20 protein-coding genes are annotated in these 25,551 nt (G+C 66.6%); 16 read left to right on the top strand and 4 right to left on the bottom strand.

Translation table 11 applies throughout. The features are described from left to right. Positions 1 to 16 precede the first annotated feature (16 nt). Positions 17 to 343 (top strand): iron donor protein CyaY, encoded by a 327-nt coding sequence (gene cyaY, locus KPB06_RS22935; RefSeq protein ID WP_059577339.1) that lies wholly within the window; start codon positions 17 to 19, stop codon positions 341 to 343. An 80-nt stretch (positions 344 to 423) separates the two neighbouring features. Here cyaY and KPB06_RS22930 read toward each other — a convergent pair whose 3' ends face one another. Continuing rightward, positions 424 to 2,811 (bottom strand): penicillin-binding protein 1A, encoded by a 2,388-nt coding sequence (locus KPB06_RS22930; protein ID WP_476695710.1) that lies wholly within the window; start codon positions 2,809 to 2,811, stop codon positions 424 to 426. Between the two features lie 226 nt (positions 2,812 to 3,037). Here KPB06_RS22930 and KPB06_RS22925 point away from each other — a divergent pair, with 226 nt between their 5' ends. The 12 genes from KPB06_RS22925 to ugpQ all read left to right on the top strand — a co-directional run bounded on the left by KPB06_RS22925 (position 3,038) and on the right by ugpQ (position 15,178). After that, positions 3,038 to 3,961 carry a type IV pilus biogenesis protein PilM gene (locus tag KPB06_RS22925; protein WP_059577333.1) on the top strand — a complete coding sequence of 308 codons (924 nt, stop codon included), beginning with the start codon at positions 3,038 to 3,040 and terminating at the stop codon, positions 3,959 to 3,961. Beyond that, complete coding sequence (locus KPB06_RS22920; protein WP_060009385.1) at positions 3,961 to 4,614, top strand: hypothetical protein; 654 nt, start codon at positions 3,961 to 3,963, stop codon at positions 4,612 to 4,614. The genes KPB06_RS22925 and KPB06_RS22920 overlap by 1 nt, the downstream gene beginning before the upstream one ends. Then, positions 4,611 to 5,477, top strand: a complete 867-nt coding sequence (locus KPB06_RS22915; protein WP_059577329.1) for a hypothetical protein — start codon at positions 4,611 to 4,613, stop codon at positions 5,475 to 5,477. The genes KPB06_RS22920 and KPB06_RS22915 overlap by 4 nt, the downstream gene beginning before the upstream one ends. Beyond that, entirely contained in the window at positions 5,474 to 7,099 is a 1,626-nt protein-coding gene (locus KPB06_RS22910) for a type IV pilus secretin PilQ (RefSeq protein ID WP_059577327.1), read from the top strand. The genes KPB06_RS22915 and KPB06_RS22910 overlap by 4 nt, the downstream gene beginning before the upstream one ends. A gap of 40 nt (positions 7,100 to 7,139) precedes the next feature. Continuing rightward, entirely contained in the window at positions 7,140 to 7,694 is a 555-nt protein-coding gene (aroK, locus tag KPB06_RS22905) for a shikimate kinase AroK (protein WP_059577324.1), read from the top strand. Further along, positions 7,691 to 8,770: a 3-dehydroquinate synthase gene (aroB, locus tag KPB06_RS22900; RefSeq protein WP_059577321.1), complete on the top strand. Its 1,080-nt coding sequence runs from the start codon at positions 7,691 to 7,693 to the stop codon at positions 8,768 to 8,770. The genes aroK and aroB overlap by 4 nt, the downstream gene beginning before the upstream one ends. A gap of 40 nt (positions 8,771 to 8,810) precedes the next feature. After that, positions 8,811 to 10,019 (top strand): deoxyguanosinetriphosphate triphosphohydrolase, encoded by a 1,209-nt coding sequence (locus KPB06_RS22895; protein WP_059640206.1) that lies wholly within the window; start codon positions 8,811 to 8,813, stop codon positions 10,017 to 10,019. An 88-nt stretch (positions 10,020 to 10,107) separates the two neighbouring features. Next, positions 10,108 to 11,442 carry a sn-glycerol-3-phosphate ABC transporter substrate-binding protein UgpB gene (ugpB, locus tag KPB06_RS22890; protein ID WP_059577316.1) on the top strand — a complete coding sequence of 445 codons (1,335 nt, stop codon included), beginning with the start codon at positions 10,108 to 10,110 and terminating at the stop codon, positions 11,440 to 11,442. 94 nt (positions 11,443 to 11,536) lie between these two features. Continuing rightward, positions 11,537 to 12,421 carry a sn-glycerol-3-phosphate ABC transporter permease UgpA gene (gene ugpA, locus KPB06_RS22885; RefSeq protein ID WP_059577313.1) on the top strand — a complete coding sequence of 295 codons (885 nt, stop codon included), beginning with the start codon at positions 11,537 to 11,539 and terminating at the stop codon, positions 12,419 to 12,421. Beyond that, positions 12,418 to 13,263 carry a sn-glycerol-3-phosphate ABC transporter permease UgpE gene (ugpE, locus tag KPB06_RS22880; RefSeq protein ID WP_059577311.1) on the top strand — a complete coding sequence of 282 codons (846 nt, stop codon included), beginning with the start codon at positions 12,418 to 12,420 and terminating at the stop codon, positions 13,261 to 13,263. Before ugpA ends, ugpE begins: the two co-directional genes overlap by 4 nt. Before the next feature lie 32 nt (positions 13,264 to 13,295). Further along, positions 13,296 to 14,381, top strand: coding sequence for a sn-glycerol-3-phosphate import ATP-binding protein UgpC (locus KPB06_RS22875; protein ID WP_059640200.1), 1,086 nt, complete (start codon positions 13,296 to 13,298; stop codon positions 14,379 to 14,381). Positions 14,382 to 14,407: 26 nt separating this feature from the next. Further along, the gene (gene ugpQ, locus KPB06_RS22870) at positions 14,408 to 15,178 is read left to right on the top strand and encodes a glycerophosphodiester phosphodiesterase (RefSeq protein ID WP_275905639.1); all 771 of its coding nucleotides are present in this window, start codon (positions 14,408 to 14,410) and stop codon (positions 15,176 to 15,178) included. Between the two features lie 176 nt (positions 15,179 to 15,354). Here the strand turns inward: ugpQ and KPB06_RS22865 are convergent, their stop codons facing one another. Continuing rightward, positions 15,355 to 16,086: an OmpW/AlkL family protein gene (locus tag KPB06_RS22865; RefSeq protein ID WP_059577302.1), complete on the bottom strand. Its 732-nt coding sequence runs from the start codon at positions 16,084 to 16,086 to the stop codon at positions 15,355 to 15,357. Positions 16,087 to 16,279: 193 nt separating this feature from the next. Between KPB06_RS22865 and KPB06_RS22860 the strand changes: the two genes are divergently transcribed. The 3 genes from KPB06_RS22860 (at position 16,280) to KPB06_RS22850 (ending at position 23,537) form a co-directional block, all read left to right on the top strand. After that, entirely contained in the window at positions 16,280 to 16,993 is a 714-nt protein-coding gene (locus KPB06_RS22860) for a transposase (RefSeq protein ID WP_027783329.1), read from the top strand. Positions 16,994 to 17,281: 288 nt separating this feature from the next. Further along, positions 17,282 to 21,985: a glutamate synthase-related protein gene (locus KPB06_RS22855; protein ID WP_059577297.1), complete on the top strand. Its 4,704-nt coding sequence runs from the start codon at positions 17,282 to 17,284 to the stop codon at positions 21,983 to 21,985. Between the two features lie 85 nt (positions 21,986 to 22,070). Further along, positions 22,071 to 23,537, top strand: a complete 1,467-nt coding sequence (locus KPB06_RS22850) for a glutamate synthase subunit beta (RefSeq protein WP_059640198.1) — start codon at positions 22,071 to 22,073, stop codon at positions 23,535 to 23,537. 58 nt (positions 23,538 to 23,595) lie between these two features. On the opposite strand, the gene KPB06_RS22845 is transcribed toward KPB06_RS22850, so the two are convergent. Both KPB06_RS22845 and KPB06_RS22840 read right to left on the bottom strand, forming a co-directional pair. Beyond that, positions 23,596 to 23,994, bottom strand: coding sequence for a hypothetical protein (locus KPB06_RS22845; RefSeq protein WP_060009394.1), 399 nt, complete (start codon positions 23,992 to 23,994; stop codon positions 23,596 to 23,598). A gap of 76 nt (positions 23,995 to 24,070) precedes the next feature. After that, positions 24,071 to 25,288 (bottom strand): lipid II-degrading bacteriocin, encoded by a 1,218-nt coding sequence (locus KPB06_RS22840; RefSeq protein ID WP_275905640.1) that lies wholly within the window; start codon positions 25,286 to 25,288, stop codon positions 24,071 to 24,073. Positions 25,289 to 25,551: the final 263 nt, after the last annotated feature.

Here is a 25,551-nt window from a genome sequence, read left to right as displayed (position 1 = left end):
ACCGATAGAGTTTAGCATGTCCGATACTGAATACCTGGCCCGTGCCGAGGCCGTGCTGGCGGCCGTCGAGCGTACCGTGGACGTCGCGAACGACGGCGATCACGACATCGATCTGGAGCGCAACGGCAGCGTGCTGACGCTGACGTTCGAGAACGGCTCGAAGATCATCGTCAACCTGCAGCCGCCGATGAAGGAAGTGTGGATCGCGGCGAAGGCGGGCGGATTTCACTACCGTTTCGTCGACGGCGCGTGGCGCGATACGCGCACGGGTACCGAGTTCTTCTCGGCGCTCACCGAATACGCGACCCAGCAGGCCGGCCTGCCGATCACGTTTAGCGCGTGACGGCCGGGGCGCTGCGCTCCGAACGCCGTACCAAAAGAAAAAGCGCCCGCGGGCGCTTTTTTCATGGCCGTGGCCGCGCGTCAGTGGCCGCGGAACAGGTTCATGATGTCCTGCTTTTCCTGTTCGTCGACGTGCGGCACCGCTTCGTCGACGTCCTGCGCGGCCGGCGCCTGCGGCACGCCGACCGTCGACACGAAGCCGTGACCGGGCGTGAACTCGGTGAAGTACAGTTCGCCGCCGAGCGATTCCACGCCTTCAGGCACCGTCGGCTTGAACTCCGGCACGCCCTTCAGCGCCGCACCCATGTAGTCGATCCAGACCGGCAGCGACAGGCCGCCGCCGGTTTCGCGATCGCCGAGGCTGCGCGGATTGTCGTAGCCGATCCATGCGATCGCGGCGAGCGTGTGCTGGTAGCCGGCGAACCACGCGTCGTGCGAGTCGTTCGTCGTGCCGGTCTTGCCCGCGAGATCGGTGCGCTTCAGCACGTTGGTCCGCGCGCCCGTGCCGCGCTGCGCGACGCTCTGCAGCAGGCTGTTCATCACGTAGGCGTTGCGCGCATCGATCGCGCGCGGCGCATTTTGCTCGGCGACGAGCGGCTGCGCACGCGCGACGATCGCGCCGTTCGGATCGGTGACTTCGGCGATCAGGTACGGATTGACGCGGTAGCCGCCGTTCGCGAAGACCGAGTACGCGCCGGCCATCTGCAGCGGCGTGACCTGGCCGGCGCCGAGCGCCATCGGCAGGTAGGCCGGATGGCGCTCGGCGTCGAAGCCGAAGCGCGTGATGTATTGCTGCGCGTATTTCGTGCCGATGTGGTTCAGGATCCGGATCGACACGAGGTTGCGCGAGCGCTGCAGCGCGGTGCGCATCGGCATCGGGCCCTCGAAGCCGCCGCCGTAGTTCTTCGGCTCCCACGGCTGGCCGCCCGTTTCCGCGGCGCTGAAATACAGCGGGCCGTCGTTGATCACGGTGGCCGGCCCGAGGCCCTTGTCGAGCGACGCCGAGTAGATGAACGGCTTGAACGACGAACCGGGCTGCCGCCACGCCTGCGTGACGTGGTTGAACTTGTTCTTGTTGTAGTCGAAGCCGCCGACGAGCGAGCGGATCGCCCCGTCCTGCGGGACGATCGACAGGAACGCGCCTTCGACCTGCGGCAACTGCGTGATCGACCACTTGCCGGCATCGCTCTTCACCACGCGGACGATCGCGCCGGGGCGGATGCGGCGGTTCGGCTGCGCGTTGGCGGACAGCGCGCTCGACGCGAAGCGCAGGTTGTCGCCGTCGATCGTCGCATTGCTGCCGTCGATGAACGCGACCGTGATCTGGCGCGGGCTCGCGGCCGTCACGACCGCGGCGATCAGCTCGCCGTTGTCGGGGTGCTCGAGCAGCGCGTCGTCGATCGCCTGTTCGCGATCGTCGGCACCGGCCGGCAGCTCGATGAAGCCCTCCGGCCCGCGATAGCCGTGGCGGCGCTCGTAATCCATGATGCCCTTGCGCAGCGCGGTGTATGCGACCTGCTGGTCCGCGGAATCGATCGTCGTGACGACGTTGAAGCCGCGCGTGTAGGTTTCCTCGCGATACTGCGCGTACATCATCTGTCTGACCATTTCGGCGACGTACTCGGCGTGCACGCTGAAATCGCGGCCCGGCCCCTTGACGACGAGCGGCTGCGCGGACGCTTCGTCGTACTGCTCTCGCGTGATGAAGTTCAGCTCGAGCATCCGCTCGAGGATGTATTCCTGGCGCACCTTCGCGCGCTTCGGGTTGACGACCGGGTTGTACGCGGACGGCGCCTTCGGCAGCCCCGCGAGCATCGCGGCTTCCGCGAGCGTGATGTCCTTCAGGTCCTTGCCGAAATAGACCCGCGCGGCGCTCGCGAAGCCGTACGCGCGCTGGCCGAGATAGATCTGATTCATGTAGACCTCGAGAATCTGATCCTTCGTCAGCGCGCGCTCGATCCGGTACGCGAGCAGCATCTCGTAGATCTTGCGCGTGTAGGTCTTCTCGCTCGACAGGAAGAAGTTGCGCGCGACCTGCATCGTGATCGTGCTCGCGCCCTGCGACGCGTGGCCGTTCGTCAGCGCGACGAAGCCGGCGCGGATGATGCCGGTGAGGTCGACGCCGCCGTGATCGTAGAAGCGCGCGTCCTCGATCGCGAGGATCGCCTTCTTCAGCGAGTCGGGCACGTCCTTGAAATGGACGACGTCGCGGCGCTCCTCGCCGAATTCGCCGATCAGCACGTGATCGGACGTATAGATGCGCAGCGGCACCTTCGGGCGGTAGTCGGTCAGCGCGTCGAGCGACGGCATGTTCGGCCAGGCCACGACGAGCGCGTAGCCGAGCACGAGGCCGCCGGCCACGACGAGGGCCACGCACATCGCGGCGAAGCCGAGCAGGACTTTGAGCCACCAGGGCCGCTTCTTCGGCTCCGGAGCGGGAGGCGGGGACGTAGGAGTCGTGGATTGCATAGGCATACCGGAAAACAGTCCCGCGATTATAGCTGCCCGGTAAGACCGGTCCTGACGCGGGGGGCGCCCGTCGGAAAGCCGCGGGTCGGCGTGCCGTCAGCATAGTCCGTGCACGGCCGCCGCGAGCCCATTCTGGCCGTTTGGCCGACTGTCGGCCGCGCGCGCCGCTTTGCAGAATCGGGTCTCGGAAACGCGGCGTGGGCCGCGACGATCTCGGGAGGCTGGGATGGCAGGACGATGGGTGGCGCGGTTTGTACAGGGCAGGCACCGGTCGACGGGAATCGACGTCGGCGCGCACGAGGTGAGGGTCGCCGTGGTGAGCGGGCGCGGCAGGGGCACGGAGGTGTGCGTCGAGGGGCTCGAGCGGGAACCGGTCGGGCTGGCGGATGGGCCGGAAGACGCGCGCTGGGCAGCGGTCGCGCGATCGCTGGCGGCGGCCGTGTCGCGGCTGTCGGCGTCCGATGTGCGGTGCGACGCGCGCGGCGTGATGGCGCTGCACGATGACGAGATGCGCACCGCGACGCTCGATCTGGCCGGGCGCGGCGACATCGCGGACGCCGCGCGGCAGGCCGCCGAACGCCTCTCGGGGCTGGCGCCGGACAGTCTCGCGTTCGACTGGCGGCACTACGGCGGCGTGCGGTCCGGCGAGATCGCGGTGGCGGTGGCGCCGCTGGCGCTGCTCGAGCGGCGGATCGACGTGGCCGCGCAGGCCGGTATCGACCTGACGGTGATCGACGGCGAGTCGGCCGCCGTGCTGCGTGCGTTGCGCTATGCCGCGCAGTTCGAACCCGATGCGCAGCGCGCCTATGCCGTGCTGTGGTTCTGCGACGCAGGCGTGCGCGGCTGGCGGATCGAGGGCCCGTCGGCCATCCCGGTGCTGACGCTGTCCGGCACGTTGCCGGAAGCGCTTCCCGACGCGTTGCGCCGGCGCGCGCTCGGGGCCGTCCATTGCGTACTCGTCGCCGGGGACGAGCGATGTATCGCCCGCTTCGATACGTCCGTCGCAGAGATTGGCGATGTGCTCGGCACGGCTGTGGTTCCGTTCGACTGCACGGGTTGGGACGGGCAGCCGTGCGTGCGCGCCGGCGTGCGGGGCGGCCCGGCGTTTGCCGTCGCGTTCGGGCTGGCGTTGCGCGGGGTGTGGGAATGATGGCCGGTCACGTGGCGGCAAACGAGGGCGCGGGGGGGGCGGCCGGGCAGGCGGTACAGGCGGTACTCGGCGACTTCAATCTGCTGCCGTACCGCGAGCGGTTGGCGCAGGCGTTGCGGCGCCGCCGGGCCGCGCAGTTCAGTGTGGCGATGCTGCTCGGCGTGCTCGGCGCCGGGCTGTGGACGGGCGCTGCCGTGCTGTCGCGGTGGCGCGTGGACGCCGAGCGCGCCGGCGTGGAGGCGCGGCTGCGGCAGTTGCAGCCACAGGTGGCTGCCGCGACGCGCGCCGCCCATGCCGCCGCCGCCGTCGCGCGGCGCGACGCGCAGGCGGCGGCGCTGGCCGCGCCCTACCGGCGCGTGGCGGGGTTGCTGACGACCCTGAAGCAGGTGCGTGCCGATCATGTCCGGCTCGACGCGCTGCGCATGACGTCCACCGGCGCCGTGCTCGATGCGCGCGCCGCGAGTTACCGGGCGGCTGCGCGGTGGCTCGCCGCGATGGCGCGCGAGCAGCGCGACTGGCGGATCGATATAGACACGTTGAAGCCGGCGTCGGATGGGCCGGCTTCGGCGGCCGGGATGTCTTTTCGGTTCTCCGTGCAGTTGCGCTGGCACGACGCGACGTCGTCGCGGAGGGTATCGGGAGGGGGCGCATGACGGCGCTCGTGCATTGGCCGGCGCCGCTCGGAGGCGCCGCGCCGGGCCGCATGTCGCGCGTGTCGCCGGCGGCCGTGCATGCCGCCGGTTGCGTGCTGGCATTCGCGGCCGTGCTGGCGGGCGGCATTCATCTGGTAAATGCGGCCGACTTGAGCGGGCTTGCCCATAGTCGCGCGTTGCTTGCCGCGGCGCAGGCGCGTGCGGCCGACGCGCAACGCATGCTTGCATCCGCCGCACAACGGCGCGACGGGCATCATGCGTCGACGCGCGACGATCGTTTGCCACCGGCGCCGGAGTGGGCCGCGCTGATGCTGGAACTGGCCGATCTGGCCGCGTCCAGCGGGCTGCACGGCGTGTCGATCGAACCGCAGCGCGCCGATGGCGCGGCACCGGACGGCAGGCGCACCGTGCATATCGCCGCGGATGGCGGTTTCAGTGCGCTGCTGCATCTGGTTGGCGGGCTGGCGCGCTTTCCGGTGCTGGCCGTTCCGTCGGCGCTGCGTATCGAGCGTGGCGTGTCGGCGGAGCGGGTGGACATGTCCATCGACGTGTTTCCGGCGCTGCCGGCGACATCGGCCGCGGACGGCAACACGCCGGTTCGCGCCATTGCGCCCGGCGCCGATCCGTTCGGCGAGGCTGGCCTGGCCGAGGCGGCGGGGCACGCCGCGCGCCTTGCCGGCACGATTCGCGATGCGCGTGCCGGTCTCGCGTTGTTCGACGACGGCGACGGCACGTTCACGACCGTTGCGCCGGGCGAGGTGTTGGGGGCCGCGCGCGTGGTGCGCGTCGAGCGCGCGGCCGTGATGCTCGCGACGGCGGACGGATCGCAGCGGCTCGTCCTGGACGACGGAGGCCGGCCGTGACGAAGTACCGTTGTGGGGCGCTTGCCATCTGGGCCGGAATGATGGCGGCCGGCGCAAGCGCGTCGTTGCCGCCGCTGCCGGCGGTGTGGCCTGCCGGATCGACGGATGTGCCGGTGCCGCGCTTGCCGCCGCAGGTGGCTGACGGCATGGACGGCGCGGTCGCGCAGGACGCCGGCCCGCCGCCGTTGGAACAGGCGGCGCGTGCGGCGCTGCAGACGGAAACCGCTGCACCGGGCCCCGCGCTGGAGGGACCGCCGATCCCGCTGGCGCCGCCGGCCCGGATGAGCGACGCCGCGGCCCGGCAACCGGGCGATGCGGACGACGCACGGCGGATCTCGCTGAATCTGCAGGGCGTCGGGCTCGCGGCTGCGTTCGACGCGATCGCGCGGTTCACGGGGCTCAACATCGTCGTCGGCGAGCAGGTGCGGGGCACCGTGACGTTACGTCTGAACAATGTCGGCTGGCGCGACGCGTTCGATACGCTGCTCGACACGCACGGGCTCGCGATGTCCCGGCGCGGCAACGTGATCTGGGTCACCCCGGCAGCCGAGCTGGCTGCGCGCGAACGCGAGCGCTTCGATATGCACGCGCGGGCCGCCGATCTGGAGCCGCTCGCGAGCCGTACGTTCGTGCTGCACTATCCGCGCGCGCAGGACGTGCAACGGCTGCTGGCCGGCGCGACCGGCCAACGCCTGCTGTCGAAGCGCGGCGCCGCGGCGGCCGATCCGCGCACGAACCTGCTGTTCGTGACCGATCTCGCGCCGCGCATCGCGCAGATCGCCGGCCTGATCGATGCGATCGACCGGCCGTCGCGGCAGGTCCGGATCGAGGCCCGCATCGTCGAAGGCGAGCACGGTTTCTCGCGCAGCCTCGGCGCGCGTGTCGCGCTGCGTGCGCAGGGGCGGCCGTCGCCGGCCGACGGCATGCCTTTCACGGCGGACACGCGCAACGCGCTCGATCTCGCCGCGCGGCCGCTCGGCGGCTTCGACGCGGCCACCGCCGGCTTCACGCTGTTCGCCGCGCCGCTCAGCCGCGTACTCGACATCGAGCTGAGCGCGCTGGAGGCGCAGGGCCGGGGCCAGATCGTTTCGCGTCCGCGGGTGGTGACGGCCGACCGCGTCAAGGCCATCGTCGAGCAGGGTTCCGAGCTCCCGTACCAGGCGAAGGTCGGTAATGGCATGAGCGGCGTGCAGTTCCGCCGCGCGACGCTCAAGCTGGAGGTCGAGCCGCAGATCACGCCGGATGGGCGCGTGGTGCTCGATCTCGACGTGACGAAGGACAGCGTCGGGGAGCCGACCGCGGCGGGCCCCGCGATCCATACGAAGCACGTGCAGACGCGCGTCGAAGTCGAGAATGGCGGGACGGTCGCGATCGGCGGCATCTACGAGCAACTGAACCGGAACGATGTGACGCGGGTGCCGCTCTTGGGCAAAATACCGCTTCTGGGCGCGCTTTTCCGGCACCGCGCGCAGCGCGACCAGCGCCACGAACTGGTCGTCTTCATCACGCCGACCGTCGTCGACGCGCGTTGCGGCGCACCCGGCGCGGGCGGCGCGGATGCCGAAAAAACGGGGCCGGAAGCCGCCGGCGCAGGCTCGACAAGGCAGCCGCTTTGCCAGTAAGCTGCGCCACACACCAGCAAGATTGAAGCAGAGGAAGCCGTTGCAAGCGCGGGACCCACATGCAAACGTATTTTTCGTCGGCCTTATGGGAGCGGGTAAGACCACCGTGGGCCGTGCGGTCGCGCGTCGTCTCGACAGGACGTTCTTCGACTCCGACCACGAAATCGAGGCCCGTACGGGCGCGCGCATTCCGGTGATCTTCGAGCTGGAGGGCGAGGCCGGGTTTCGCGATCGTGAAACGCAGGTGATCGCCGATCTCACGCAGCGCGAGAACATCGTGCTCGCCACGGGCGGCGGCGCGGTGCTGCGCCCGGAAAATCGCGATAGCCTGAAAAGCCATGGCATCGTCGTCTACCTGCGCGCCAATCCGCACGATCTGTGGCTGCGCACGCGCAAGGACAAGAACCGCCCGCTGTTGCAGACGGAAGATCCGAAGGGGCGTCTCGAAGCGCTGTATGAAGTGCGCGACCCGCTGTACCGCGAATGCGCGGATTTCGTCATCGAGACCGGCCGCCCGTCGGTCAACGGCCTCGTCAACATGGTGCTGATGCAACTCGAACTGGCCGGCGTCATCGCCAAGCCGCTACAAGCATGATTACTGTCAACGTCGATCTGGGCGACCGCGCCTATCCGATTCATATTGGCGCCGGCCTGATCGGCCGCACCGAGCTGTTCTCGCCTCACATCAAGGGTTCGTCCGTCACGATCGTCACGAACACGACGGTCGATCCGCTCTACGGCGACGCGCTGCGCGCGGCGCTCGCGCCGCTCGGCAAGCGCGTGTCGACGGTCGTGCTGCCGGACGGCGAGGCGTACAAGAACTGGGAAACGCTGAATCTGATCTTCGACGGCCTGCTGACGGATCACGCCGATCGCAAGACGACGCTCGTCGCGCTCGGCGGCGGCGTGGTCGGCGACATGACGGGCTTTGCGGCCGCGTGCTACATGCGCGGCGTGCCGTTCATCCAGGTGCCGACGACGTTGCTGTCGCAGGTCGATTCGTCGGTCGGCGGCAAGACGGGCATCAACCACCCGCTCGGCAAGAACATGATCGGCGCGTTCTACCAGCCGCAGGCCGTGATCGCGGACATCGGCGCGCTGACGACGCTGCCCGATCGCGAGCTGGCGGCCGGCGTCGCCGAAGTCATCAAGACGGGCGCGATCGCCGATGCGGCATTCTTCGACTGGATCGAGGCGAACGTCGAGGCGCTGAACCGTCGCGAGCCCGCGGCGCTCGCGCATGCGGTGAAGCGTTCATGCGAGATCAAGGCGAGCGTCGTCGCGGCCGACGAGCGCGAAGGCGGCCTGCGCGCGATCCTGAACTTCGGCCACACGTTCGGCCATGCGATCGAGGCCGGGCTCGGCTACGGCGAATGGCTGCACGGCGAGGCGGTCGGCTGCGGGATGGTGATGGCGGGCGACCTGTCGGTGCGGCTCGGCCTTCTCGACGAAGCGTCGCGGCAGCGCCTCGATGCGGTGATCGCGGCCGCGCACCTGCCGACCCGCGGGCCCGCGCTCGGCGACGCGCGCTACATGGATCTGATGCGCGTCGACAAGAAGGCCGAGGCCGGCGCGATCAAGTTCATCCTGCTGAAGCGATTCGGCGATACGTTGATCACGCAGGCGCCGGACGAAGCGGTATTCGCTACACTGGCGCAGACGACCGGCTAACGGCGCCCGGATTCGCCGGCGCCGCCGACATGGAGGAGACGTGAGCGAGACATCCAGCAGCACACTGCCCGAAGCCAGCCGCGCATCCGCCGCGCCGGTGGCCGAGCCGCCGACGCTCGCGGCGCTGGAAGCCCATCTCGCTCCGTATGCCGCGCACGCGTCGCAGTCGCGCGGCCGCCGCCATCCGGAACCGCCGCCGGCGGCGCGCACCGAGTTCCAGCGCGATCGCGACCGCATCGTCCATTCGACCGCGTTTCGCCGGCTCGAATACAAGACCCAGGTCTTCGTCAATCACGAAGGCGACCTGTTCCGCACCCGCCTCACGCACAGCCTCGAAGTCGCGCAGATCGCGCGCTCGGTCGCACGCAACCTGCGACTGAACGAGGATCTCGTCGAAGCGATCTCGCTCGCGCACGATCTCGGCCATACGCCGTTCGGGCATGCCGGGCAGGACGCGCTGAATGCGTGCATGCGCGAGCACGGCGGCTTCGAGCACAACCTGCAGAGCCTCGCCGTGGTCGACGAGCTCGAGGAGCACTACGGCGCGTTCAACGGGCTGAACCTGTGCTTCGAGACGCGCGAAGGCATCCTGAAGCACTGCTCGCGCGAGAATGCGCGCAAGCTCGGCGCGCTCGGCGAGCGCTTCCTGCAGGGCCGCCAGCCGTCGCTCGAGGCGCAGCTCGCGAACATCGCCGACGAAATCGCCTACAACAACCACGACGTCGACGACGGCCTGCGCTCGGGGCTGATCACGATCGAGCAGCTCGCGGAAGTCGAGCTGTGGCAGCGCCACTACGAAGCGGCGCTCGCCGAATTCCCGCACCTCGAAGGCCGCCGTCTCGTGCACGAGACGGTGCGCCGCATCATCAACACGCTGATCGTCGACCTGATCGATGAGACCACGCGCAATCTCGCCCGCGTCGCGCCCGCGTCGCTCGACGACGTGCGCGCCGCGCCGCCGCTCGTGTCGCATAGCCCCGAGGTCGCCGCGCAGGCGGCCGCCCTCAAGCGCTTCCTGTTCAAGAACCTGTATCGCCACTACAAGGTGATGCGCATGGCGAGCAAGGCGCAACGCGTCGTCACGGGGCTGTTCGATGCGTTCATCGACGATCCGCGCCTGCTGCCGCCGCCGTACCAGTCCGACGACGCGGCGCAGCAGCCGCGTCTCGTCGCGCACTACATCGCCGGCATGACCGACCGCTTCGCGCTGAAGGAATATCAGCGGCTGTTCGTCATCAACGACAACTGACTGTCATAAACGATCACTAGACTTCGCCGGTTCAATGGCGACGGGAATGTTGCACACGCTGTTGGTAACGTTTTCATAGGAGAGGTCGATGAAGAAGAAGCCTGCGGGGACACTGGTTCGTTCGATCGCGCTCGGCGGCGCGCTGCTGTTCGGCGCGCAGCACGTCGCGCTCGCCGCGACGGAAATCCAGTTCTGGCATGCGATGGAGGCCGCGCTCGGCGAGCGGGTCAACGCGATCGCCGACCAGTTCAACGCGTCGCAAAGCGATTACAAGATCGTGCCGGTCTTCAAGGGCACTTACGACCAGGCGCTCGCGGCCGGCATCGCGGCCTATCGCAGCGGCAACGCGCCGGCGATCCTCCAGGTCTACGAAGTCGGTACGGCGACGATGATGCAGGCGAAGAAGGCGGTCGTGCCGGTGTACGACGTGTTCAAGCAGGCCGGCGTGACGCTCGACGAAAAGGCGTTCGTGCCGACCATCGCGAGCTACTACAGCGACGCGAAGACGGGCCACCTCGTCTCGATGCCGTTCAACAGCTCGACGCCGGTGCTGTACTACAACAAGGACGCGTTCAAGAAGGCCGGCCTCGATCCGAACCAGCCGCCGAAGACGTGGGCCGACGTGAAGGCCGACGCCGAGAAACTGCGCAAGTCGGGCATGGCATGCGGCTTCACGACCGGGTGGCAGGGCTGGATCCAGCTCGAAAACTACAGCGCGTGGCACGGGCTGCCGTTCGCGAGCCGCAACAACGGCTTTGACGGCACCGATGCCGTGCTCGAGTTCAACAAGCCGCAGCAGGTCGCGCATCTTTCGTTCCTCCAGCAAATGGCGAAGGACGGCACGTTCACGTACGCGGGCCGCAAGGACGAAGCGTCGGCGAAGTTCTACAGCGGCGACTGCGGGATCCTGACGACGTCGTCGGGCGCGCTCGCGAACGTGCAGAAGTTCGCGAAGTTCAGCTACGGCACGGGGATGATGCCGTACGACGCGAACGTGAAGGGCGCACCGCAGAACGCGATCATCGGCGGCGCAAGCCTGTGGGTGCTGGCCGGCAAGGATCCGGCGACCTACAAGGGTGTGGCCAAATTCCTCGCGTACCTGGCTTCGCCGCCCGTCGCCGCGAAGTGGCACCAGGACACGGGCTACCTGCCGGTCACGACCGCCGCATACGACCTGACGCGCCAGCAGGGCTTCTACGCGAAGAACCCGAGCGCCGAAACCGCGATCAAGCAGATGCTGAACAAGCCGCCGCTGCCGTACACGAAGGGGCTGCGGCTGGGCAACATGCCGCAGATCCGCACGATCGTCGACGAGGAGTTCGAACAGGTCTGGGCGCAGAAGAAGTCGCCGAAGGACGCGCTCGATTCGGCCGCGTCGCGCGGCGACGAGCTGCTGCGCCGCTTCGAGAAGTCGGGCGGCTGAGCACGCATCGCTTCGTGCCGCCGGCGGCGCTGCGTCAGCGCGTGCCGTCCGGCGGCGCGGTTTCCCTTCCGTTTCGCCTGACCGGATATCCGCGATGCAATCCCGTTCCCGTTTCGGTACGAGCGCCGTGCCGTACCTGCTGATCGCGCCGCAGCTCGCGATCACCGCCGTGTTCTTTCTGTGGCCGGCCGGCGTCGCGCTGTGGCAGTCCACGCAGATGCAGGACGCGTTCGGCACGTCGAGCGAATTCGTCGGCCTCGCGAACTTCACGCACCTGTTCGCCGATCCGCTGTATCTCGATTCGTTCCGCACGACGCTCGTGTTCAGTTCGCTCGTCACGGTGAGCGGCCTCGTCGTGTCGCTGCTGCTGGCCGCCTGCGCCGACCGCGTGATCCGCGGCGCGCGCGCGTACCGCACGCTGCTGATCTGGCCGTACGCGGTCGCGCCGACGATCGCGGCCGTGCTGTGGGCGTTCCTGTTCAACCCGAGCATCGGCCTGATCACCTATGCGCTCGCGAAGGGCGGCATCGTCTGGAACCACGCGCTGAACGGCGAGCAGGCGATGTTCCTCGTCGTGCTGGCGTCGGTGTGGAAGCAGGTGAGCTACAACTTCCTGTTCTTCTACGCGGGCCTGCAGGCGATCCCGCGCTCGCTGATCGAGGCGGCGGCGATCGACGGCGCGGGGCCGGTGCGGCGCTTCTTCAACATCGTGCTGCCGCTGCTGTCGCCGACGAGCTTCTTCCTGCTGGTCGTGAACCTCGTCTACGCGTTCTTCGACACGTTCCCTGTGATCGACGCGGCCACCGGCGGCGGCCCGGCGCAGAGCACCAAGACGCTGATCTACAAGATCTTCGCGGAGGGCTTCCAGGGGCTCGACATCGGCAGCTCGGGCGCACAGTCGGTCGTGCTGATGATCATCGTCGTCGCGCTCACGGTGATCCAGTTCCGCTTCGTCGAACGCAGGGTGCAATACGCATGATCGAAAATCGCAAGGGCTTCGACCTGTTCTGCCACGCGGTGCTGATCGCCGGCGTCGTGCTGATCGTGTTCCCTGTCTACGTCGCGTTCTGCGCGGCGACGATGAACGCGCAGGAAGTGTTCACGGTGCCGCTGTCGCTCGTGCCGAGCACGCACCTGTTCGAGAACGTCGCGTACATCTGGGGGCACGGCAGCGGCGGCACGACGGCGCCGTTCGGCCGCCTGCTCGTGAACAGCTTCGCGATGGCGCTCGGGATCGCGGTCGGCAAGATCGCGGTGTCGATCCTGTCCGCGTACGCGATCGTCTATTTCCGCTTTCCGTTTCGCAACACGGCGTTCTGGCTGATCTTCGTCACGCTGATGCTGCCGGTGGAAGTGCGGATCTTCCCGACCGTGCAGGTCGTGTCGACGCTGCACCTGACGAACACCTATGCGGGGCTCACGCTGCCGCTGATCGCGTCGGCGACCGCGACGTTCCTGTTCCGCCAGTTCTTCATGACGCTGCCCGACGAGCTGATGGATGCCGCGCGCATCGACGGCGCGGGGCCGCTGCGCTTTTTCTGGGATGTCGTGCTGCCGCTGTCGAAGACGAGTATCGCGGCGCTGTTCGTGATCACGTTCATCTACGGCTGGAACCAGTATCTGTGGCCGATCCTGATCACGACGGAAGCGTCGCTGTCGACGGCCGTGGTGGGCATCAAGACGATGATCGCGAGCGGCGACGCCGCGACCGAATGGCAATACGTGATGGCGGCGACGCTGCTGGCGATGGTTCCGCCGCTCGTCGTCGTGCTGGCGATGCAGCGCTGGTTCGTGCGCGGCCTCGTCGATTCCGAGAAATGAACGACCGACGGTAACCGGGAGAAGGACCAGGTATGGCTGCGCTGAGCTTGAAGGGCGTCAGGAAATCCTACGACGGCAAGCAGCACGTGCTGCACGGCATCGACGTGGAGATCGCCGACGGCGAATTCATCGTGCTGGTCGGCCCGTCGGGCTGCGGCAAGTCGACGTTGCTGCGGATGATCGCGGGGCTCGAGAGCGTGACCGACGGCGAGATCGCGATCGGCGACCGGGTCGTCAACGCGCTGGAGCCGAAGGACCGCGACATCGCGATGGTGTTCCAGAACTATGCGCTGTACCCGCACATGACGGTCGCGCAGAACATGGGCTACGGGCTGAAGATTCGCGGGATCGAGCGCGCGACGATCGATTCGCGGGTGGCCGCGGCCGCGAAGATCCTCGAGCTCGAGCCGCTGCTCGCGCGGCGGCCGCGCGAACTGTCGGGCGGCCAGCGGCAGCGCGTCGCGATGGGGCGCGCGATCGTGCGCGAGCCGTCGGTATTCCTGTTCGACGAGCCGTTGTCGAACCTCGACGCGAAGCTGCGCGTGCAGATGCGGCTCGAGATCCAGCGGCTGCATGCGCGGCTCGCGACGACGAGCGTGTACGTGACGCACGACCAGATCGAGGCGATGACGCTCGCGCAGCGCGTGATCGTGATGAACCGCGGCTACGCGGAGCAGATCGGCGCGCCGGTCGACGTGTACGAGAAGCCGGCGACGGTGTTCGTCGCGGGGTTCATCGGCTCGCCCGCGATGAACCTGCTGCATGGCCGGCTGTCGGAAGACGGCGCGACCTTCACCGTCGCGGGCGGCGGTCCGGCTTTGCCGGTCGCCGGCGCGCCCGGCATCGGCAGCGAGATCGCCACCGGGCGCGACTGGGTGCTCGGCGTGCGTCCCGAACACATGACGCCGCAGCCGGGCGCGGCGCACGCGACGCTGCCGGTCGATTCGTGCGAACTGCTCGGCGCGGACAATCTCGCACACGGCCGCTGGGGCGATCACGACGTCGCGGTGCGCCTGCCGCACGCGGACCGCCCCGCGCGCGGCACGGCGCTGGCGGCCGCGCTGCCCGCGCACCGGCTGCATTTCTTCGATCCCGAGACCGGCAGGCGTGCCGGCTGAAACCGTTCGACCGACGGAGACCGACGATGACGATCCGTACCGACTGGCCCTATCCGCGCGTCGTCGCCCATCGCGGCGGGGGCACGCTCGCGCCGGAGAACACGCTGGCCGCGCTCGACGAGGGCGCGCGGCGCGGTCACCGGATGGTCGAGTTCGACGCGAAGCTGTCGGCCGACGACGTGACCTTCCTGCTGCACGACGACACGGTCGACCGGACGTCGAACGGCCATGGCGCGGCGGCAGGCATGCGTTATGCGGCGCTGGCCGCGCTCGACGCGGGCGCGTGGCGCGATGCGCGCTTCGCGGGCGAGCGGATGCCGACGCTCGAGGCGGCGGCGGCGCGCTGCATCGCTCACGGGCTGGCCGCGAACGTCGAGATCAAGCCGTGCCCGGGGCGCGAGCGCGAAACCGGGCAACGCGTGGCGGCCGACGCGGCCGCATACTGGCGCGATGCCGCCGTGGCGCCGCTGCTGTCGTCGTTCTCGTTCGACGCGCTGCGACAGGCACGCGCGAGCGCGCCCACGCTGCCGCGCGGGATGCTCTACGAAGTCGTGCCGGACGACTGGCGCGCGCAGGTGATCGACGCGCTCGACTGCGTATCGTTGCACGCAGACCACACCCGGCTCGACGAACCGCTCGTGCGCGCGATCAAGCGCGCCGGATTGCGCATCCTGGTTTACACGGTGAACGACCTCGAACGGGCGCGCGAGCTCGCGCGCTGGGGCGTCGATGCCGTCTGCACGGACCGTATCGACCTGATCGCGCCCGATGCGCTGGACGACATCGACATCGTCTGACCGCCACGGCGGCGGCGGCGTCCGGTGAAACCCTTGCCCGAAACGTGCCCGACGCGAAAAAACGACGCCCCGGCGGGATGCCCGCCGGGGCGTTTTGCATCGTGGAGACGTTACGCCAGGAAAATTCCGCTACAAATTGCAGCAGGATTAACCATTCCCCAAATATTCGACTACGCTTAGAAGCGATAGCCGACGTTCAGGTACGTGACGATCGGGTTCAGCGAGATGTGGGCCTTCGACGTTTCCGTCAGCGTGCCGACCGGCGTGCGGCGGGCCGTCGTGAAGGTCGCGGTCACGCTGACCGGGATGTACGAGAGCGACAGGCCGGCGAACCAGTGTTTCGTGAAGTTGTACGTGAAGCCGGCGTTGAAGACGGGCGCCCACTGGTTGCTGGTCGTCGCGCTGGTCGGGCCGCCGAGCACGCCGTTCTCGAAGCTGCCGTTCGTGATCTTCGCGCCGGTGAACCAGACGTACGTTGCGCCGATGCCGACATACGGACGGAACTTCGCGTTGGCGTCGTTGAAGTGGTAGCGAAGCAGTACGGCGGGGCTCCACTGGTACGCACGGCCGAGCACGCCGAATCTTTCGAACTGACCCTTGCCGGTGATGTCGAACTTCGGCGGTATCCCCATGACGAGCTCGGTGGAGATATGGTCGGTGACGAAGTAGCCAGCCGCGAGCCCGAGCGTATCGGCGTCGTTGATGCCGGCGCCGGTGTTGGGAATCGACTGGTTGATGGGCGTGCCGCCTACGCCATAGACGAACAGCGGGTCGCTGCTGTCCTGCGGCGAAAGGTGCAGCCAGCCGGTGCTGACGTAGAAATCGCCTGCGGATTGTGCGTGTGCCGGACCGCCCGCTAACGTGAATGCGAGCGCTGCGGCCCCCGTAATGGCCAGTTTTCGTTTCATTGTGTCTCCTCCGATCAAAGGCGTGCTCATTATGACGACTGCGTTTAAAACCAAACAAGCTCGTAAGTTAGAGTTTTCACCCTAGGATTCGCACGACCGTACGCTTCCGCGCCCTGACAGGACAGGCATTCTACGCAGGTGCGCATTTTCGGACCTCCGGGTATTTCCTAACGCGTTCAAACGGACATTCAGCATGGCACGGTTAGCACGACTCTACGTTCCCGACCAGCCGCAGCACGTGATACTGCGCGGCCTGGATCAGCAACCCGCGTTCGTCGACGACCAGGACTACGAACTCTTCATCGATTGCCTGAAGGCCGCCGCACGCGATCATCACCTGTCGGTGCATGCCTACGTGCTGCTGCCGCGCCAGGTGCAACTGCTCGTGACGCCGAGCGACGAGGCCAGCCTGCCGAAGGCGATGCAGGCCGTCGGCCGTCGCTACGTCGCGCATTTCAACCGGCGCTATTCGCGGCGCGGCACCCTGTGGGAAGGCCGCTATCGCGCGACGGTGATCGAAGGCGAGCGCTATTTCCTGCTCGCGAGCCGCGTGGTCGAGATGAGCCCGGTGCGTTCGCAGCTCGTCGCGACGCCCGAGGCCTATCGCTGGTCGAGCTACCGGCATCACGTCGGGCTCACCGTCGACAGCCTGATCACCGACCATCCGCTCTACTGGGCGCTCGGCAACACGCCGTTCGACCGCCAGCGCGCGTACAAGGAGCTGTGCGAGCAGCCGCTCGACGAGCGGCAGGCCGACCAGTTGCAGCAGGCGACGCTGAAGGGCTGGGTGCTCGGCGGCGAGAATTACCGCGAGTGGGCGGCGCGCACCGCCAACCGGCGCGTCTCGCCGTTGCCGCGCGGACGCCCCAGAAAGGTGCGCGAGAACACGCCGCCGATCCAGCAGTAATGCCGGAAAGGCGGGCCAGGAGCGGCGCTGCGGGCGCCGCTTCTTTTTGCACTAAAACGATACGTCCCCAATAAAACGGCACCGGATCGAGGCATTGGTTTAATTGGGGTTCGATCAAGCGATTTTTGTTGCTATTCCCTTGATTCGTCGCGTATATTCCGAATTCCGGTGGCCCGGGCGAAGCTTGCCCAACCACTGTCGGCCGCGCCGTCTCCCTCGGGAAGCGGGATCGACGGCAACAAGAAAACGGTTCAACGGCCTCCAGGCCCCCTTTACGACGGTGTCCCCATGAACGACCACCAGCAGCCGCTCGCCGCGGTGCCCGCCGCACAAGGTCTGTACGACCCGCAAAACGAACACGACGCCTGCGGCGTCGGTTTCGTCGCTCACATCAAAGGCAAGAAGAGCCACGAGATCATCCAGCAGGGCCTGAAGATCCTCGAGAACCTCGATCACCGCGGCGCGGTCGGCGCCGATCCGCTGATGGGCGACGGCGCGGGCATCCTGATCCAGATTCCGGATGCGTTCTATCGCGAGGAAATGGCGAAACAGGGCGTCGACCTGCCGCCGGCCGGCGAATACGGGGTCGGGATGATCTTCCTGCCGAAGGAAAACGCGTCGCGTCTTGCGTGCGAGCAGGAGCTCGAGCGCACGGTGAAGGCCGAAGGCCAGGTCGTGCTCGGCTGGCGCGACGTGCCGGTCGACCATGCGATGCCGATCTCGCCGACGGTCAAGGCGAGCGAGCCGCTGATCCGCCAGATCTTCATCGGGCGCGGCAAGGACATCATGGTGACGGACGCGCTCGAGCGGAAGCTGTACGTGATCCGCAAGACGGCGAGCCACCGCATCCAGGCGCTGAAACTCAAGCACGGCAAGGAATACTTCGTGCCGTCGATGTCGGCGCGCACGGTCGTGTACAAGGGCCTGCTGCTGGCCGGCCAGGTCGGCGTGTACTACCGCGACCTGCAGGACGAGCGCGTCGTGTCCGCGCTCGCGCTCGTGCACCAGCGCTTCTCGACCAACACGTTCCCGGCGTGGGAACTCGCTCACCCGTACCGGATGATCGCGCACAACGGCGAGATCAACACCGTGAAGGGCAACGTGAACTGGCTGAACGCGCGTACCGGCGCGATCGCGTCGCACGTGCTGGCCGACGATCTGCCGAAGCTGTGGCCGCTGATCTATCCGGGCCAGTCGGACACCGCATCGTTCGACAACTGTCTCGAGCTGCTGGTGATGGCCGGCTACCCGCTCGTGCACGCGGTGATGATGATGATCCCGGAAGCGTGGGAACAGCACACGCTGATGGACGAGAACCGCCGCGCGTTCTACGAATATCACGCCGCGATGATGGAGCCGTGGGACGGCCCGGCCGCGATCGCGTTCACCGACGGCCGCCAGATCGGCGCGACGCTCGACCGTAACGGCCTGCGCCCGGCGCGCTACATCGTGACCGACGACGACCTCGTCATCATGGCGTCGGAAGCCGGCACGCTGCCGATCCCCGAATCGAAGATCGTCAAGAAGTGGCGCCTGCAGCCGGGCAAGATGTTCCTGATCGACATGGAACACGGCCGCATCATCGACGACAAGGAACTGAAGGACAACCTCGCGAACGCGAAGCCGTACAAGAGCTGGATCGACGCCGTGCGCATCAAGCTCGACGAGATCGAGCCGAAGGCCGAGGAAGTCGCGGCCGGCCGCACGCAGGGCGCCGCGCTGCTCGACCGCCAGCAGGCGTTCGGCTACACGCAGGAAGACCTGAAGTTCCTGATGGCGCCGATGGCGCAGCAGGGTGAGGAAGCTGTCGGTTCGATGGGCAACGACTCGCCGCTCGCGGTGATGTCGAACAAGAACAAGACGCTCTATCACTACTTCAAGCAGCTGTTCGCGCAGGTGACGAACCCGCCGATCGACCCGATCCGCGAGAACATGGTGATGTCGCTCGTGTCGTTCATCGGCCCGAAGCCGAACCTGCTCGACACGAACAACATCAACCCGCCGATGCGGCTCGAAGTGTCGCAGCCGGTGCTCGACTTCAAGGACATCGCGAAGATCCGCGCGATCGACCAGTACACGGGCGGCAAGTTCAGCGCATACGAGCTGAACATCTGCTATCCGGTTGCGTGGGGCAAGGAAGGCATCGAGGCGCGCCTCGCGTCGCTGTGCGCGGAAGCCGTCGACGCGGTGAAGTCGGGCTACAACATCCTGATCGTGTCGGACCGCAAGACGGATGCCGAGCACGTCGCGATTCCGGCGCTGCTCGCCACGTCGGCGATCCACACGCACCTCGTCCAGCAAGGGCTGCGCACGAGCACGGGCCTCGTCGTCGAGACGGGCTCCGCACGTGAAACGCACCACTTCGCGCTGCTCGCGGGCTACGGCGCGGAAGCCGTGCACCCGTACCTCGCGATGGAAACGCTCGCGAAGATGGCCGAGGGGCTGCCGGGCGACCTGTCGCCGGAGAAGGCCGTCTACAACTTCACGAAGGCGGTCGGCAAGGGCCTGCAGAAGGTGATGTCGAAGATGGGTATCTCGACGTACATGTCGTACACGGGCGCGCAGATCTTCGAAGCACTCGGCCTGTCGAGCGACCTCGTCGAGAAGTACTTCAAGGGCACGGCGTCGAAGGTCGGCGGCATCGGCCTGTTCGAAGTCGCGGAAGAGGCGATCCGCCTGCACCGCGACGCATTCGGCGACAACCCGGTGCTGCGCGACATGCTCGACGCGGGCGGCGAGTACGCGTACCGCGTGCGCGGCGAAGACCACATGTGGACGCCGGATTCGATCGCGAAGCTGCAGCACGCGACGCGCAGCAACTCGTATCAGACGTACAAGGAATACGCGCACCTGATCAACGACCAGACCAAGCGTCACATGACGTTCCGCGGCCTGTTCGAGTTCAAGGTCGAGCCGACCAGGGCGATCCCGATCGAAAACGTCGAGCCGGCGAAGGAGATCGTCAAGCGCTTCGCGACGGGCGCGATGTCGCTCGGTTCGATCAGCACCGAAGCGCACGCGACGCTCGCGGTCGCGATGAACCGGATCGGCGGCAAGTCGAACACCGGCGAAGGCGGCGAGGACGAAAAGCGCTATCGCAACGAACTGCGCGGCATTCCGATCAAGGCGGGCGAGACGCTGAAGTCGGTGATCGGCGACGAGATCGTCAGCGACATTGCGCTGAAGGACGGCGATTCGCTGCGCTCGAAGATCAAGCAGGTCGCGTCGGGCCGCTTCGGCGTCACCGCCGAGTACCTCGCATCGGCCGACCAGATCCAGATCAAGATGGCGCAGGGCGCGAAGCCGGGCGAAGGCGGCCAGCTGCCGGGCCACAAGGTGTCCGAATACATCGGCAAGCTGCGTTACTCGGTGCCGGGTGTCGGCCTGATCTCGCCGCCGCCGCACCACGACATCTACTCGATCGAGGATCTGGCGCAACTGATCCACGACCTGAAGAACGTGAACCCGAGCGCGAGCATCTCCGTGAAGCTCGTGTCGGAAGTGGGCGTGGGCACGGTCGCGGCCGGCGTCGCGAAGGCGAAGGCCGATCACGTCGTGATCGCCGGTCATGACGGCGGCACGGGCGCATCGCCGCTGTCGTCGGTCAAGCATGCGGGCACGCCGTGGGAACTCGGCCTCGCCGAAACGCAGCAGACGCTGGTGCTGAACCGCCTGCGCGGCCGCATCCGCGTGCAGGCCGACGGCCAGATGAAGACGGGCCGCGACGTCGTGATCGGCGCGCTGCTCGGCGCGGACGAATTCGGCTTCGCGACGGCGCCGCTCGTCGTCGAGGGCTGCATCATGATGCGCAAGTGCCACCTGAACACGTGCCCGGTCGGCGTCGCGACGCAGGACCCGGTGCTGCGTGCGAAGTTCAAGGGCCAGCCCGAGCACGTCGTGAACTACTTCTTCTTCGTCGCCGAGGAAGTGCGCGAGATCATGGCGCAGCTCGGCATCGCGAAGTTCGACGACCTGATCGGCCGCGCCGACCTGCTCGATACGCGCAAGGGCATCGAGCACTGGAAGGCGAAGGGCCTCGACTTCTCGCGCGTGTTCTACCAGCCGGAAGAGTGCGAGGACGTCGCGCGCCGCCACGTCGACGTGCAGGATCACGGCCTCGAACGCGCGCTCGACCACGTGCTGATCGAGAAGGCGAAGGCCGCGATCGAGAACGGCGAGCACGTGTCGTTCATCCAGCCGGTGCGCAACGTGAACCGGACGGTCGGCGCGATGTTGTCGGGCGTGATCGCGAAGCAGCACGGCCACGACGGCCTGGCCGACGACGCGGTGCACATCCAGCTGAAGGGCACGGCCGGCCAGAGCTTCGGCGCGTTCCTCGCGAAGGGCGTGACACTCGACCTCGTCGGCGACGGCAACGACTACGTCGGCAAGGGCCTGTCGGGCGGCCGGATCATCATCCGTCCGACCAACGACTTCCGCGGCAAGTCCGAGGAAAACATCATCTGCGGCAACACGGTGATGTACGGCGCGATCGAAGGCGAAGCCTTCTTCCGCGGCGTGGCGGGCGAGCGCTTCTGCGTGCGCAACTCGGGCGCGACGGCGGTCGTCGAAGGCACGGGCGACCACGGCTGCGAATACATGACGGGCGGCACGGTCGTCGTGCTCGGCGAGACGGGGCGCAACTTCGCGGCCGGCATGTCGGGCGGCCTCGCGTACATCTACGATCCGGAGGGCACGTTCGCGGCGAAGTGCAACAAGTCGATGGTCGCGCTCGAGCCGGTGCTGCAGCAGGCCGAGCAGGAGCGCACGGTCGACCGCGCGCTCTGGCACGCAGGCACGACCGACGAAGCGCTGCTCAAGGGGCTCGTCGAGCGTCATTTCCAGTTCACGGGTTCGCCGCGCGCGAAGTCGCTGCTGGAAAACTGGGACGCGGCGCGCCGCCAGTTCGTGAAGGTGTTCCCGCACGAATACAAGCGCGCGCTGGGCGAGATCGGTGCGAAGAAGGCGGCGAAGGAAGTGCTGGCCGCCTGAGCGACGAACGACATAGCGAATGCCGCGCGCGCCTGACGGCCGCGCGCGGCTCCCCCACCCGATACACCGAACAGAAGAGCACCTTATGGGCAAGGCAACCGGTTTTCTGGAGTTCGAACGCCGCCACGAGGCGTACGAAGCACCGCTCACGCGCGTGAAGCACTACAAGGAATTCGTCGCGGCACTGACCGACGCGGACGCGAAGGTCCAGGGCGCGCGCTGCATGGATTGCGGCATCCCGTTCTGCAACAACGGCTGCCCGGTCAACAACATCATCCCGGACTTCAACGATCTCGTTTACCGCCAGGACTGGCAGCAGGCGATCGAAGTCCTGCACTCGACCAACAACTTCCCGGAGTTCACGGGCCGCATCTGCCCGGCGCCGTGCGAAGCCGCGTGCACGCTCGGGATCAACGACGACCCGGTCGGCATCAAGTCGATCGAGCACGCGATCATCGACAAGGCCTGGGCGGAAGGCTGGGTGAAGCCGCAGCCGGCCGCGCACAAGACGGGCAAGAAGGTGGCGGTCGTCGGTTCGGGCCCCGCGGGCCTCGCCGCCGCGCAGCAGCTCGCGCGTGCCGGTCACGACGTGACGGTGTTCGAGAAGAACGATCGCATCGGCGGCCTGCTGCGTTACGGGATTCCCGACTTCAAGCTCGAGAAGTGGCTGATCGACCGCCGCATGCGTCAGATGGAGGCGGAAGGCGTGACGTTCCGCACCAGCGTGTTCATCGGCAAGGATCCGCTGCCCGAGTCGATCGGCAGCCTCGCTAAGGAAACCATTTCGCCGGACACGCTGAAGGAAGAATTCGACGCGGTCGTGATCGCCGGCGGTTCGGAAACGCCGCGCGACCTGCCGGTGCCGGGCCGCGAGCTCGCGGGCGTGCATTTCGCGATGGACTTCCTGCCGCAGCAGAACCGCGTGAACGCGGGCGACAAGCTCCCCGACCAGCTGCTGGCGAAGGGCAAGCACGTGATCGTGATCGGCGGCGGCGATACGGGTTCGGACTGCGTCGGCACGTCGAACCGTCACGGCGCGAAGCAGGTCACGCAGTTCGAGCTGCTGCCGCAGCCGCCGGAAGAGGAAAACAAGCCGCTCGTGTGGCCGTACTGGCCGATCAAGCTCCGCACGTCGTCGTCGCACGAGGAAGGCTGCGAGCGCGACTGGGCGGTCGCGACGAAGCGTCTCGAAGGCAAGAACGGCAAGGTCGAGAAGCTGATCGCGGTGCGCGTCGAGTGGAAGGACGGCAAGATGCAGGAAGTGCCGGGTTCCGAGTTCGAGATGAAGGCCGACCTCGTGCTGCTCGCGATGGGCTTCACGCAGCCGGCGGCGCCGGTGCTCGACGCGTTCGGCGTCGCGAAGGATGCGCGCGGCAATGCGCGCGCGGCGACCGAAGGCGATCGTTCGTACTACACGTCGGTCGACAAGGTGTTCGCGGCAGGCGACATGCGTCGCGGCCAGTCGCTCGTGGTGTGGGCGATCCGCGAAGGCCGCCAGTGCGCGCGCTCGGTCGATGCGTACCTGATGGGGCATTCGGAACTGCCGCGCTGAGTCGAAGCGCGAGCGGGTTTCGATGAAAGCCGGGCGTCCGAGAGGGCGCCCGGTTTTTTTATTTCTGAAGCGGTGGGCGATCATAGGCTTGCCCGGTTGGGGCGCCTAACGGATCGATGGTTCGCCCGTAGCTTGCAAGCTGCCCGTTGCAATCGATCATCGCGGTATATCGGGTTCCCTCGACGCGCAGCGGGAATTCCCACACACCCAGCTTCCATGCGTGATACTCCGGCGCGCCGTCGAATTGGATGCTGCCCGGCGGTATTCCATGCTCGTCGAGAAGACGGGCCTGGACATTTTTCCGTAGCGCGTCGAGGGACATGTCGGGGCAACTACCTTCGGTTCTCTCATATCGGGAAGTCGCGACGACGATGAACAGCAGCGTATAGGCGCAGATTACTGCGCCAACCAGCCAAAGAACTAGCCTAAGAACGCCTCGCATGGCTTTGGAAATCATGAAATGCCCGATGGGACGTAAAGAACGTGGGAGATTGAGTTGGGCAGCCACATTTCCGGAGCCGCCCGGTGGCATGCTAGCGAGGCGGGCGCATTAGTCCACCGAACGACGGTCTATGGACTGCCTGAGGTGGGCGTGTGCCTGCATTCTTCACCGGCCGTTGGCCTGAGAACGAGAGATGTTTTTCACCGAAGAAATTGATTTGATAGTCCTTGTGTCCCAAGACGGCGCCGAGCTTGGCGAGAAACGTCGTCGCAGCCTCCTGGAGGAATGGCCGGTTGGAAGGATCCGCATCGAACCGATCGGGATTGAGCGAGTAGTAGCCGTCAAACCGATATGTATTGTCCTCAAGCATCACAAGCGTGCCACGTATTCTGCCGGATACTCGCCCAAAGACCGAGGCGCTCCAGAGGTCCTTTGTTCCGTGATTGAAGATGTTGGTGCTGAAAGCTGTGTCGAACGAGTAGGTGCCGGGGCCGTACCCGGGATTCTCAACGGCTTTCGTTATTTCTCTGAAATCGGCAATGCCCATTTTCAAGTTGAGAGATTCAATATTGATGGTTTGTTGGGTTCCGTCTCCGTGTATCCAGTGATTGATTGCTTCGACGAACATCAATGGGTTTCCATACGATGAAAATGTGCTCGTCGGAGGGATGCCGTGTGACTGGCCAATGTATATGCCAAATAATGCAGTGATGTTGGCGTATTGCCCAGGCTCGAAGCTAAATCCATATGGGTTGGCGCCGGGTAAATGCTTGTAGCCACCAAGGGCCAGCCACGGAGTGAAGCCGCCTACCAGTGTCAGTTGATTTCGCCAGAATGCCGTGTCGTTTTTGCCAAATATCTCAAGGTGTTTGAGGAACATATCGGTGGCGCGGATCATGTTTCCCGTGTTTGCAAAAAGCAACATGAAATTTGATGTGCAATACTGGTTGAAGCAAACCGTCGGTGCTGGAATTCCGGCTCCGGGATTGGCGCCCGGAATGTCGTTTACCTTGACGCCGAAATCACCGAAATTGAAATCCGGTGGCTGTGGTGCTGTGATCGTGATGGGCGGAAGCACATTGTTCTGAGCCACGGCCGTCGCGTGCTTCAGCAGCGTGCCAAATGGGAGCACTGTTGACGCAACCAGAAAACGTCGTCGCATCCAAGGCTGTTGTTGTTCTTTGGCGGATTGGTTTATCTGTTTCCAAGGATTGCGTGTCGTCATTTCATGCCCCGTGCAGTGGTGATTTCGATGATTGATTGGCAGGTCTGAACGTAAGACGGTTATATTTTTTTCTGCGGTCGGCAAGGAATTTCTCTTGCACGTCTTCGTGACGAAGTCGTCTGGATTGATCCTGCGGACTGGTATGAAACGAGATTCATGGAGGCATGCGACGGCTCCGCCTTGTCTCGAAATCCCCCGTATGCCGGCTCTGGGCCACGGAGCGCTGAAAATGCAGGGCCAGCTGGCTGCCCTGTTCCCATTGCGTAGCGTTCCGACAAGAGGCGAGAAAAATCGAAATGCGGGGATGCTTTTCTCGACATGTCCTGTTGGCGGGCAATGTGTCCAAC

The sequence above is a fragment of the Burkholderia semiarida genome, assembly GCF_029268935.1.
Taxonomy (GTDB): Bacteria; Pseudomonadota; Gammaproteobacteria; order Burkholderiales; family Burkholderiaceae; genus Burkholderia; species Burkholderia semiarida.
The sequence above is the reverse complement of the archived record's forward strand: the minus strand, read 5'-3'. Positions and strand labels throughout refer to the sequence as shown.

Coding starts and splice junctions, on each gene's coding strand:
- cyaY (WP_059577339.1), top strand. CDS start 17: ATGTCCGATACTGAATACCTGGCCCGTGCCGAGGCCGTGCTGGCGGCC.
- KPB06_RS22930 (WP_476695710.1), bottom strand. CDS start 2,811: ATGCAATCCACGACTCCTACGTCCCCGCCTCCCGCTCCGGAGCCGAAG.
- KPB06_RS22925 (WP_059577333.1), top strand. CDS start 3,038: ATGGCAGGACGATGGGTGGCGCGGTTTGTACAGGGCAGGCACCGGTCG.
- KPB06_RS22920 (WP_060009385.1), top strand. CDS start 3,961: ATGGCCGGTCACGTGGCGGCAAACGAGGGCGCGGGGGGGGCGGCCGGG.
- KPB06_RS22915 (WP_059577329.1), top strand. CDS start 4,611: ATGACGGCGCTCGTGCATTGGCCGGCGCCGCTCGGAGGCGCCGCGCCG.
- aroB (WP_059577321.1), top strand. CDS start 7,691: ATGATTACTGTCAACGTCGATCTGGGCGACCGCGCCTATCCGATTCAT.
- ugpB (WP_059577316.1), top strand. CDS start 10,108: ATGAAGAAGAAGCCTGCGGGGACACTGGTTCGTTCGATCGCGCTCGGC.
- ugpA (WP_059577313.1), top strand. CDS start 11,537: ATGCAATCCCGTTCCCGTTTCGGTACGAGCGCCGTGCCGTACCTGCTG.
- ugpE (WP_059577311.1), top strand. CDS start 12,418: ATGATCGAAAATCGCAAGGGCTTCGACCTGTTCTGCCACGCGGTGCTG.
- KPB06_RS22875 (WP_059640200.1), top strand. CDS start 13,296: ATGGCTGCGCTGAGCTTGAAGGGCGTCAGGAAATCCTACGACGGCAAG.
- ugpQ (WP_275905639.1), top strand. CDS start 14,408: ATGACGATCCGTACCGACTGGCCCTATCCGCGCGTCGTCGCCCATCGC.
- KPB06_RS22865 (WP_059577302.1), bottom strand. CDS start 16,086: ATGAAACGAAAACTGGCCATTACGGGGGCCGCAGCGCTCGCATTCACG.
- KPB06_RS22860 (WP_027783329.1), top strand. CDS start 16,280: ATGGCACGGTTAGCACGACTCTACGTTCCCGACCAGCCGCAGCACGTG.
- KPB06_RS22855 (WP_059577297.1), top strand. CDS start 17,282: ATGAACGACCACCAGCAGCCGCTCGCCGCGGTGCCCGCCGCACAAGGT.
- KPB06_RS22850 (WP_059640198.1), top strand. CDS start 22,071: ATGGGCAAGGCAACCGGTTTTCTGGAGTTCGAACGCCGCCACGAGGCG.
- KPB06_RS22845 (WP_060009394.1), bottom strand. CDS start 23,994: ATGATTTCCAAAGCCATGCGAGGCGTTCTTAGGCTAGTTCTTTGGCTG.